Origin of the sequence: Xanthomonas sp. (assembly GCF_017163755.1) — a bacterium.
Taxonomy (GTDB): domain Bacteria; phylum Pseudomonadota; class Gammaproteobacteria; order Xanthomonadales; family Xanthomonadaceae; genus Xanthomonas_A.
In genome coordinates this window covers 25988-35927 of the sequence record NZ_JAFIWC010000038.1, presented here as the reverse complement: position 1 = coordinate 35927, position 9940 = coordinate 25988, and the positions used below count along the sequence as shown (strand labels likewise).

The 9940-nt window shown below is 70.5% G+C and carries 6 protein-coding genes; 5 read left to right on the top strand and 1 reads right to left on the bottom strand.

From position 1 onward, the window contains the following. Window positions 1-81 precede the first annotated feature (81 nt). A complete protein-coding gene (locus JR065_RS19615) occupies window positions 82-1197 on the bottom strand; it encodes a pyridoxal phosphate-dependent aminotransferase (RefSeq protein ID WP_206236149.1) in 1116 nt (371 codons plus the stop codon). A gap of 126 nt (window positions 1198-1323) precedes the next feature. On the opposite strand from JR065_RS19615, the gene ligA reads away from it, so the two are divergent. The 5 genes from ligA (at window position 1324) to gyrA (ending at window position 9729) form a co-directional block, all read left to right on the top strand. Beyond that, window positions 1324-3840, top strand: a complete 2517-nt coding sequence (gene ligA / locus JR065_RS19610) for an NAD-dependent DNA ligase LigA (RefSeq protein ID WP_206236147.1) — start codon at window positions 1324-1326, stop codon at window positions 3838-3840. 43 nt (window positions 3841-3883) lie between these two features. Beyond that, window positions 3884-4843: an EF-P lysine aminoacylase EpmA gene (gene epmA / locus JR065_RS19605; RefSeq protein WP_206236146.1), complete on the top strand. Its 960-nt coding sequence runs from the start codon at window positions 3884-3886 to the stop codon at window positions 4841-4843. Window positions 4844-4978: 135 nt separating this feature from the next. Continuing rightward, on the top strand, window positions 4979-5692 hold the full coding sequence (locus tag JR065_RS19600) for a DUF3011 domain-containing protein (RefSeq protein WP_206236144.1): 714 nt from the start codon (window positions 4979-4981) through the stop codon (window positions 5690-5692). Window positions 5693-5739: 47 nt separating this feature from the next. Further along, entirely contained in the window at window positions 5740-6807 is a 1068-nt protein-coding gene (gene mtnA, locus JR065_RS19595) for an S-methyl-5-thioribose-1-phosphate isomerase (protein ID WP_206236142.1), read from the top strand. Between the two features lie 210 nt (window positions 6808-7017). Next, window positions 7018-9729 (top strand): DNA gyrase subunit A, encoded by a 2712-nt coding sequence (gene gyrA, locus JR065_RS19590; RefSeq protein WP_206236140.1) that lies wholly within the window; start codon window positions 7018-7020, stop codon window positions 9727-9729. Window positions 9730-9940 lie beyond the last annotated feature (211 nt).

Genomic DNA, 9940 nt, shown 5'->3' with positions numbered 1-9940 from the left:
AGTCCCGAGTCCCGAGTCCCGAGTCCCGAGTCCCGAGTCCCGAGTCCCGAGTCCCGAGTCCCGAGTCCCGAGTCCCGCTACTTACTTGCGCGCCACCAAAAACGCCTCGCGAAACCGCAGCATCTCCGCCTCGGTGCCGACGGTGACGCGGATGCGCCGGGGCCAGATCGGCCAGCTGCGGCCGACCATCACCTTCTGCTCGGCCATCGCGGCGGCGAAGTCCTGGCCATCGCGCTTGACGTCGACCATGAAGCAGTTGGCCTGCGAGGGCAGGCAACTGTAGCCCTGGCGGCGCAGCCACTGCACGGTGTCGTTGCGGATCCGCGCGTTCTGCGCGCGCCGCGTCGGCACCAGTTGCGGGTCGCGCAGGCTGGCGATGCCCGCGGCCAGCGCGGTGATCGGCAGCGGGTTGTCGCCGAGTGCGTTCAACCTGGCCAGCAGCGGCGGCGCGGCGATCGCCAGGCCCAGGCGCAGCCCGGCCATGCCGTACAGCTTGGAGAAGGTGCGCAGCACCAGCAGGTCGGGGTGGCGCGCGACCAGGTCGATCACCGACGGCTGTTCGCTGTAGTGGATATAGGCCTCGTCGACCAGCAGGATCGCGCCGACGGGCTTGTTCGCCAGCAGCCATTCGATCTGCTTGCGCGCGGTGACCGAGCCGGTGGGATTGTTGGGGTTGCACAGGTAGATCAGGCCGGCGTTCGGGTCGATGCCGGCCATGCGCTTGACGTCGTGCGCGCCGTCGCTGCGCAGGGGCACCTTGCGTACCGGCGCGCCGTTGGCGGCGGCGACGTCGGCCACTGCCTCGAAGGTCGGGTCGGCCATCACCACCGCCGCGCCGGATGAGGTGAACGCGCGCGCGGCGCGGTTGAGCGGGTCGCTGGAGCCGGCGTAGGCGCCGACGTGGTCCGGCGGCAGCCCGTTCTGGCTGGCGAACAGCTCGGTCAGTTCGTCCGACAGGCCGAACAGATAGCGTCCGGACCGCGTGATCAGGGTGCTGGCGGCCAGCTGCGCGGCCGGCGACGGGCCGTGCGGGCATTCGTTGAAGTTGAGGTAGACCGGGCCGATCGCCGGTGCGGTCACCGGCGCGGCCGCGGCGCGGCGCGCGGCCTCGGCCGCGGGGGCCAGGCCCAGCGCGCCGACGGCCAGCCCCGAGGAGGCCAGTTGCAGGAACGAACGACGCGAGACGGGCATCGACACGGGAAGCTCCACAGGCGCGGGTGAGAAGGCGAACGCTAGCCGCACGCCAGGCCATGGGCAAGGCCTTGATTCCGCCGTCCGCGGCGCCCGGGTAAAATCGCCGGCCCGAGACCCACCAGGCCGCGCATGACCGCCTCGCCCGATCTTCTCCAGCGCGTCGCCGCCTTGCGCCGCCGCATCGACGACGCCAACCACCGCTACTACGTGCTGGCCGATCCGTCGATTCCCGATGCCGAGTACGACGCGCTGATGCGCGAGCTCGAGGCGCTGGAGGCCGAACATCCGCAGTTGCTGCGCGACGACTCGCCGACGCGCACGGTCGGCGCGCGGCCCGATGGCGGCTTTCCCGAGGTGCGGCATGCGATCCCGATGCTGTCGCTGGCCAACGCGTTCGAGACCGCGGGCGTGGCGGACGATGCGGACGACCGCACCCGCTTCGCCGAGGTCGCCGATTTCGAGCGCCGCATCGAGCGCGAGCTGGAGCTCGCTGCGCCGGTATTCTCGGTCGAGCCCAAGCTCGATGGCCTGGCCATCAGCCTGCGCTACGAAGACGGCGTGTTCGTGCAGGGCGCCACCCGCGGCGACGGCAGCACCGGCGAGGACGTCACCGCCAACCTGCGCCAGGTGCGCTCGGTGCCGCTGAAGCTGCGCGAGCTCGGCGCGTCGCCGCCGGCCGTGCTCGAGGTGCGCGGGGAGGTCTACATGCCGCGTGCGGCGTTCGCCGCCTGGAACGCGAAGGCGCTGGAGCGCAACGAGAGGCTGCTCGCCAACCCGCGCAACGGCGCTGCCGGTTCGCTGCGGCAGCTGGATCCGGCGGTCACCCGGCGCCGGCCGCTGGCGTTCTTCGCCTACTCGGTGGGCGAGGTGCGCGGCCTGGAGCTGCCCGAGACCCACTCGCAGACCCTGGAACTGCTGCGCCGCTTCGGCTTTCCGGTCGCGCCCGAAGTCGCCACCGCCACCGGCTTCGACGGCCTGATCGCCTATTTCCGCCGCATCGGCGCCATGCGCGACGCGCTGCCGTACGACATCGACGGCGTGGTCTACAAGCTGGACGACTACGACCAGCAGGCGGCGATGGGCTTCGTCTCGCGCGCGCCGCGCTGGGCGCTGGCGCACAAGTTCCCGGCGCAGGAGCAGTCCACGCTGCTGCGCGCGATCGAAGTGCAGATCGGCCGCACCGGCGCGGTCACTCCGGTGGCGCGGCTGGAACCGGTGCAGGTCGCCGGCGTCACCGTGACCAACGCGACCTTGCACAACGCCGACCAGATCGCGCGGCTGGACGTGCGCGAAGGCGACACCGTGATCGTGCGCCGCGCCGGCGACGTGATCCCCGAGGTGGTGCGCGTCATCGAGGAGCGCCGTCCCGCCGGCACGGTGCCGTGGACGATGCCGGCCGCATGTCCGGTGTGCGGCTCGGAGCTGGTCAAGGAAGAGGAGGCGGTGGCGTGGCGCTGCAGCGGCGGCCTGGCCTGCGCGGCGCAACGCAAGGAGGCCGTGCGCCATTTCGCTTCGCGCCGGGCGATGGACATCGAGGGCCTGGGCGATCGCCAGGCCGATGCCCTGGTCGAATTCGGTTTCGTGCATTCGCTTGCCGACCTGTACGCGCTGAGCGTGGCGGACCTGGTGCGGATGAAGACGGCGCTGGACGCGGCGACCGCCGCCGACCTGGTGCAGGCTGTGGACGAGAGCAAGGGCGCGCTGGCGCTCGACGCGCAGGGGCGCAAGCTGCTCGCGCAGGAACCGCCGCAGTGGAAGAACGCTCCGTTCCTGCGCAAGCACCTGGCCGTGGACCTGGGCGGCAAGTTGGCGACGAAATGGGCCGAGAACCTGGTCGACGGCATCGCCGCCAGTCGCGCCACCACGCTGCCGCGTTTCCTGTTCGCGCTCGGCATCCCGCACCTGGGCGAGACCACCGCCAAGTCGTTGGCCCACTGGCTCGGTTCGCTGGACTTCGTGCGCAGCACGCCAGCGGTGCTGCTGCAGGCGCTGCCGGACATCGGCGGCGAGGTCGCGCGCTCGATCGCCACGTTCTTCGAGCAGCCGGGCAACGCCGCCGTCGTCGATGCGCTGATCCAGGCCGGGATCGGCTTTTCCGACGACGGCACGCCGCCGGCGGAGCTGCACGACCGGCTCGACCTGGCGCATCTGCTGGCGACGCTGCCGGTGGACAAGCTCGGCGGCAAGAGCGCGCAGCGGCTGGCCGCGACCTACGGCACGCTCGATGCGCTGCTGCGCGCCAACGAAAGCGGCTGGACCGGCGCGGGCCTGTCGACTGCCGGCGCCGCCAACCTGGCCGCCTACCTGGCCGATGAGGCGAGGGTACGGGCCTTGCGCGACGCCGAGGCGGCGATGCGCCGCCTGCTCGACGCGGCGCCGGCGCGCAGCGAACGCGCCGCCGGGCCGCTCGACGGCCAGACCGTGGTGCTGACCGGCAGCCTGGAGCAGCTCAGCCGCGATGCGGCCAAGGACCGGCTGGAGGCGCTGGGAGCGAAGGTCGCCGGCAGTGTGTCGAAGAAGACCAGCTTCGTCGTCGCCGGCGCCGAGGCCGGTTCCAAGCTCGACAAGGCGCAGGAACTGGGCATCGCGATCTGGGACGAGGCGCAGTTGCTGGCGTTGCTGGCCGAACACGAGCCAGCGCGATGAACCGGCACCGCCGCGCGGGCGCCAGCGGCCGGGCGCGCAGCCGGTGAACGAGACCGTGGACATCGCCGCGCTGCGCCTGCGCGCGGCGCTCAACGCGCGGATCCGCGCCTTCTTCGCCGCGCGCCAGGTGCTGGAGGTGGAGACGCCGATGCTGTCGGAGGCGGGCAACACCGAGCCGAACATCGACAGCTTCCAGACCCGATTCAGCGGCCATGTCGACGCCGGCAGCGCGCTGCGCTGGCTGCGCACCTCGCCCGAATACCCGTTGAAGCGCCTGCTCGCCGCCGGCGTCGGCGACTGCTACGAACTGGGCCGCGTGTTCCGCAACGGCGAGGCCGGTGGCCGCCACAATCCCGAGTTCACCCTGCTGGAGTGGTACCGGGTCGGCTGGAACCACCTGCAGCTGGTCGACGAAACGGTGGAACTGGTGCGCGCCGCACTGGCGCTGGTCGCGCGCGAGCCCGCGCTGCGGGTCGTCACCTACCGGCAACTGTTCGTCGATACGCTGGGCATCGATCCGTTCGTCGCGGCCGTAGCCGAACTGCAGCATGCGCTGCATGGCATCCGCATCGACGGCGACGGCCTGCAGCGCGACGACTGGCTGGACCTGCTGCTGACCCATCGCATCCAGCCCTCGTTCCCCGACGATCGCATCACCGTGGTCCACGACTGGCCGGCCACGCAGTGCGCGCTGGCGCGCATTCGCGACGGGCGGCCGCCGCTGGCCGAGCGCTTCGAGCTGTACCTGGGCGCGTACGAAGTGGCCAACGGCTATCACGAGCTCAACGACGCTGCCGAGCAGCGCCGGCGTTTCCTGCACGACCACGCGCGGCGCGCGGCGCGCGGCGCGGTGCTGCCGCCGCTGGACGAGCGCCTGCTGCGCGCGTTGCCGGCGCTGCCCGATTGCGCCGGCGTGGCGGTAGGCGTGGACCGGCTGCTGATGGCGATGCGCGGCACGCCGCGCATCGCGGATGTGCTCGCCTACGATTTCGCGCGCGCATGAACGCCGCAGCGTTCATGAACCATTGGCTTGCTTTCTCGTTGCCGATGATGGTTTGATCGGGCCACGCACGACATCGGTGTAGGGATTTCCGTCGTCTTCGTCGTTCAGGTTCTACGCAAGGGGGCAGAGCCAAGCATGAAGTGGTCGTATGGGCTCGGCGGGTGGTGTTGGCTGGGATTGGCGGTGTCGGTCTGGCCGATGGCGCTGCAGGCCGCCGACGGCCCCGCAGGCGGCTATGCCGCGGCGGTCGTGCGCTGCGAGTCGCGCGACATGAGCTGGGTACATTGCCCGATGCCGACCGATCAGGGCGTGGAGCTGGTGCGGCAGCTGTCGGACAACGACTGCGTGCGCGGCAGCGAGTGGGGCTCGGACGGCACCGGCGTGTGGGTGACCCTGGGCTGCCGCGCCGAATTCCGGCCCAACCAGCCGGACCTGCCGCGCGGCACCATGCGGCGCGTGCTGCGCTGCGAGTCCGACGGCCGCGTACAAAGTTGTCCGGTGATGCTGCGCGGCGCGCCGGTGCGGCTGATGCGGCAACTGTCGTCGGTGCCGTGCCGCGAGGAGCGCAGCTGGGGCGTGCGCCGCAACGAGATCTGGGTGTCGCGCGGCTGTCGCGGCGAATTCGAAATCGGCGCCAACGACGGCTCCGGATTCCCGGTCGGCTCGCGCTTCCTGCTGTGCGAATCCAAGGGCCGTTCCAAGCGCCGCTGCGGCATCAGCATCCACCAGGACGTGCAGATCCGCCGGCAGCTGTCCGGCACCGCCTGCGTGCAGGACGAAAGCTGGGGCTGGGACCGCGACGGCGTGTGGGTGGACAAGGGTTGCCGCGCCGAGTTCAGCGTCAACTGAGCGCCGCGCCAAATGCCGCGCCCGCGCCGGGCGTTTACAATGGGCGCATGAACGCCACCGCTGCCGATATCGACTACGCCCGCTACGACCACATCCGCCCGATCCTGTGGACTGGCGACGCGCTGGAATTGCTCGACCAGCGCAAGCTGCCGTTCGTGGTCGAGCACGTGCACTGCACCGACAGCGATCAGGTCGCCGAGGCGATCCGCACGCTGGCGGTGCGCGGCGCGCCGGCGATCGGCATCGCCGCCGGCTGGGGCGTGGTGCTGGCCGCGCACGCGATCGACGCCGACGACGGCGCGCAGGCGCTGGTGAAGCTGGAGCCGGCGCTGCAGCGGCTCAACGCGGCGCGCCCGACCGCGGTCAACCTGGCCTGGGCGCTGATGCGCATGCGCAAGGTGTTGCAGGGCGCCGGCGCCCACTGGCGCCAGGCGCTCGCGCGCCAGGCGCAGGCGATCGCCGACGAGGACCTGGCCGCCAACCGCCACATGGGCGAGCTCGGCGCCGGCCTGATCGGCGCCGGCAGCGGCGTGCTGACCCATTGCAATACCGGTTCGCTGGCCACCGCCGGTTTCGGCACCGCGCTGGGGGTGATCCGCGCCGGCATGGCGCAGGGGCGCATCGCGCGCGTGTTCGCCGGCGAGACCCGGCCGTGGCTGCAGGGCGCGCGGCTGACCGTGTGGGAGCTGCAGCAGGACGGCATCGACGCGACCCTGATCGCCGATTCGGCCGCCTCGCACCTGATGAAGACCGGCGCGGTGCAGTGGGTGATCGTCGGTGCCGACCGCATCTGCGCCAACGGCGACACCGCCAACAAGATCGGCACCTACCAGCTGGCGATCGCCGCGCGCCACCACGGCGTCGGGTTCATGGTGGTGGCGCCGTCGTCCACCGTGGACATGGACACCGCCGACGGCGCGCAGATCGAGATCGAACAGCGCGATCCGGGCGAGCTGTTCGGGGTCGGCGGGGTGCGTACCGTCGCCGACGGCGTCGCCGCGTGGAACCCGGTATTCGACGTGACCCCGGCCGAACTGATCGATGCGATCGTCACCGAGCGCGGGGTGATCGAGCGGCCGGATGCCGAACGCATGCGCGCCGCGTTCGCCGGCTGATCGGCGGCGGCGCCGCGCGCCGCTTCCGCCGGCCCCGCCGGGGACGCAAGTGCTTGTTCGGGCCGGCAAAAACCGGGCAACGCAGCGCCTGTCGTGGTAGAATTCGGCGGTTCGATCGACCGCCTGGCGCCCCGGATTCTCAGGTGCCGGCAGGCCCGCTGCCCGCGGGCTCGCGTCCTGGTCGATTAGCCACCAGACTACGGAACCCGAATGGCAGAATCCGCCAAGGAAATCATCCAGGTCAACCTGGAAGACGAGATGCGCAAGAGCTACCTCGATTACGCGATGAGCGTGATCGTGGGGCGTGCCCTCCCGGATGCGCGCGACGGCCTCAAGCCGGTGCATCGCCGCGTGTTGTTCGCGATGAACGAGTTGGGCGCGCACAGCAACAAGCCCTACTACAAGTCCGCGCGCATCGTCGGCGACGTCATCGGCAAGTACCACCCGCACGGCGACCAGTCGGTGTACGACACGCTGGTGCGCATGGCGCAGCCGTTCTCGCTGCGCTACCTGATGGTGGACGGGCAGGGCAACTTCGGTTCGGTCGATGGCGACTCCGCTGCGGCGATGCGCTACACCGAGGCGCGCATGTCGCGGCTCGCCCACGAAATGATGGCGGACATCGAGAAGGAAACCGTCAACTTCCAGCCCAACTACGACGAGAAGGAGCTGGAACCGACGGTCATGCCGACCCGGTTCCCGAGCCTGCTGGTCAACGGTTCGGCCGGCATCGCCGTGGGCATGGCGACGAACATCCCGCCGCACAATCTCACCGAGTCGATCAACGCCTGCATCGCGCTGATCGACCAGCCCGACATCGACGTCGACGGGCTGATGGAATACATCCCCGGCCCGGATTTCCCCACCGCCGGCATCATCAACGGCACCACCGGCATCGTCGCCGGCTACCGTACCGGCCGCGGCCGGGTGCGCATGCGCGCCAAGGCCGAGATCGAGATCCAGGACAACGGCCGCGAAGCGATCGTGGTCACCGAGATCCCCTACCAGGTCAACAAGGCGCGGCTGATCGAGAAGATCGCCGAGCTGGTCAAGGAAAAGAAGCTCGAGGGCATCAGCGAGCTGCGCGACGAGTCCGACAAGGACGGCATGCGCATCTACATCGAGATCAAGCGCGGCGAAGCGGCCGACGTGGTGCTGAACAATCTGTACCAGCAGACTCAGATGGAGTCGGTGTTCGGCATCAACATGGTGGCGCTGGTCGACGGTCGCCCACAGCTGATGAACCTCAAGCAGATGCTGGAGACGTTCGTCCGCCACCGCCGCGAGGTGGTCACCCGCCGCACCATCTTCGACCTGCGCAAGGCGCGCGCGCGCGCGCACATCCTCGAAGGCCTGACCGTCGCGCTCGCCAACATCGACGAGATGATCGAGCTGATCAAGACCTCGGCCAACCCGACCGAAGCGCGCGAGCGCATGCTGGCCAAGCGCTGGGAAGCCGGGCTGGTCGGCTCGCTGCTCGGCGCCGCCGGCGCCGAAGCGTCCAAGCCGGAGGACCTGCCGGCCGGGGTCGGCCTGGTCGAAGGCGGCTACCAGCTGACCGAGGTGCAGGCCACGCAGATCCTGGAGATGCGCCTGCATCGCCTGACCGGCCTGGAGCAGGAGCGCCTCACCGAGGAATACAAGCAGCTGCTCGACAGCATCGCCGGGCTGATCCGCATCCTGGAGAACCCGGACGTGCTGCTGCAGGTGATCCGCGACGAGCTGATCAACATCCGCGAGGAGTACGGCGATGCGCGCCGCACCGAGATCCGCCACAGCGAGGAGGACCTCGACATCCTCGACCTGATCGCGCCGGAAGACGTGGTGGTGACGCTGTCGCATGCCGGCTACGCCAAGCGCCAGCCGGTCAGCGCCTACCGCGCGCAGCGCCGCGGCGGACGCGGACGCAGCGCCGCGGCGACCAAGGAAGAGGATTTCATCGACCAGCTGTGGCTGGTCAACACGCACGACACGCTGCTGACCTTCACCAGCAGCGGCAAGGTGTTCTGGCTGCCGGTGCACCAGCTGCCGGAAGCCGGCCCGAACGCGCGCGGGCGGCCGATCATCAACTGGATCCCGCTGGAGAACGGCGAGCGCGTGCAGGCGGTGCTGCCGGTGCGCGAGTACGCCGACGGCCGCTACGTGTTCTTCGCCACCCGCAACGGCACGGTCAAGAAGACCCCGCTCGGCGAGTTCGCGTTCCGCCTGGCGCGCGGCAAGATCGCCATCAACCTCGACGAGGGCGACGCGCTGGTCGGCGTGGCGCTGACCGACGGCGCGCGCGACGTGATGCTGTTCGCGTCCAACGGCAAGACCGTGCGTTTCGGCGAGCATGCGGTGCGCTCGATGGGCCGTACCGCCACCGGCGTGCGCGGCATCCGCCTGGCCAAGGGCGAGGAAGTGGTCAGCCTGATCGTCGCCGAGCAGGCGCGCGGCGGCGGCGACGAGGAGGAGGGCGAGGACGAGGGTGTGGAGGAGATCATCGACAGCGGCAGCGATGCGGTCGCGATCGCCGAGCCGGTCGACGACGCCGATGCCGCCTACATCCTCACCGCCACCGAGAACGGCTACGGCAAGCGCACGCCGCTGGCCGAGTACCCGCGCAAGGGACGCGGCACGCAGGGCGTGATCGGCATCCAGACCAGCGAACGCAACGGCAAGCTGGTGGCCGCGGTGCTGGCCGGCAGCAGGGACGAGGTGCTGCTGATCTCCGACGGCGGCACGCTGGTACGTACGCGCGCCTCGGAAATCTCGCGCGTCGGCCGCAACACCCAGGGCGTGACCCTGATCCGGCTGTCCAAGGGCGAGAAGCTGCAGGCGGTGGAGCGGCTGGACGGTTCGCTGGTGGGAGAAGAGCCTCTGGTGGGCGAGGAGACCGACGCGGCGATCGAATCGGTGGGCGAGCTGCCGCCGGAGGCCTGATCGCAAGCGCCAGTCCACGACGACGCCGGCTCAACGCCGGCGTCGTCGTTTCTGCGTGGCGCATCGGCGTAAATGGCGTTGCCGCCACGTGCCGGACGCGGCTGCCGCGCGGCAACGCGCGAGGAACGGACGCCACAAAAAACGCCGGCTGAATGCCCGTGTCGACGTTTTCTGCATGGTGCCGAAGCGTGCATCGCTGCTGCTGCGTGAT

What these genes read in the sequence shown, in the direction of transcription:
- ligA (WP_206236147.1), top strand. Translation starts at nt 1,324, where the DNA reads ATGACCGCCTCGCCCGATCTTCTCCAGCGCGTCGCCGCCTTGCGCCGC.
- JR065_RS19600 (WP_206236144.1), top strand. Translation starts at nt 4,979, where the DNA reads ATGAAGTGGTCGTATGGGCTCGGCGGGTGGTGTTGGCTGGGATTGGCG.
- gyrA (WP_206236140.1), top strand. Translation starts at nt 7,018, where the DNA reads ATGGCAGAATCCGCCAAGGAAATCATCCAGGTCAACCTGGAAGACGAG.
- mtnA (WP_206236142.1), top strand. Translation starts at nt 5,740, where the DNA reads ATGAACGCCACCGCTGCCGATATCGACTACGCCCGCTACGACCACATC.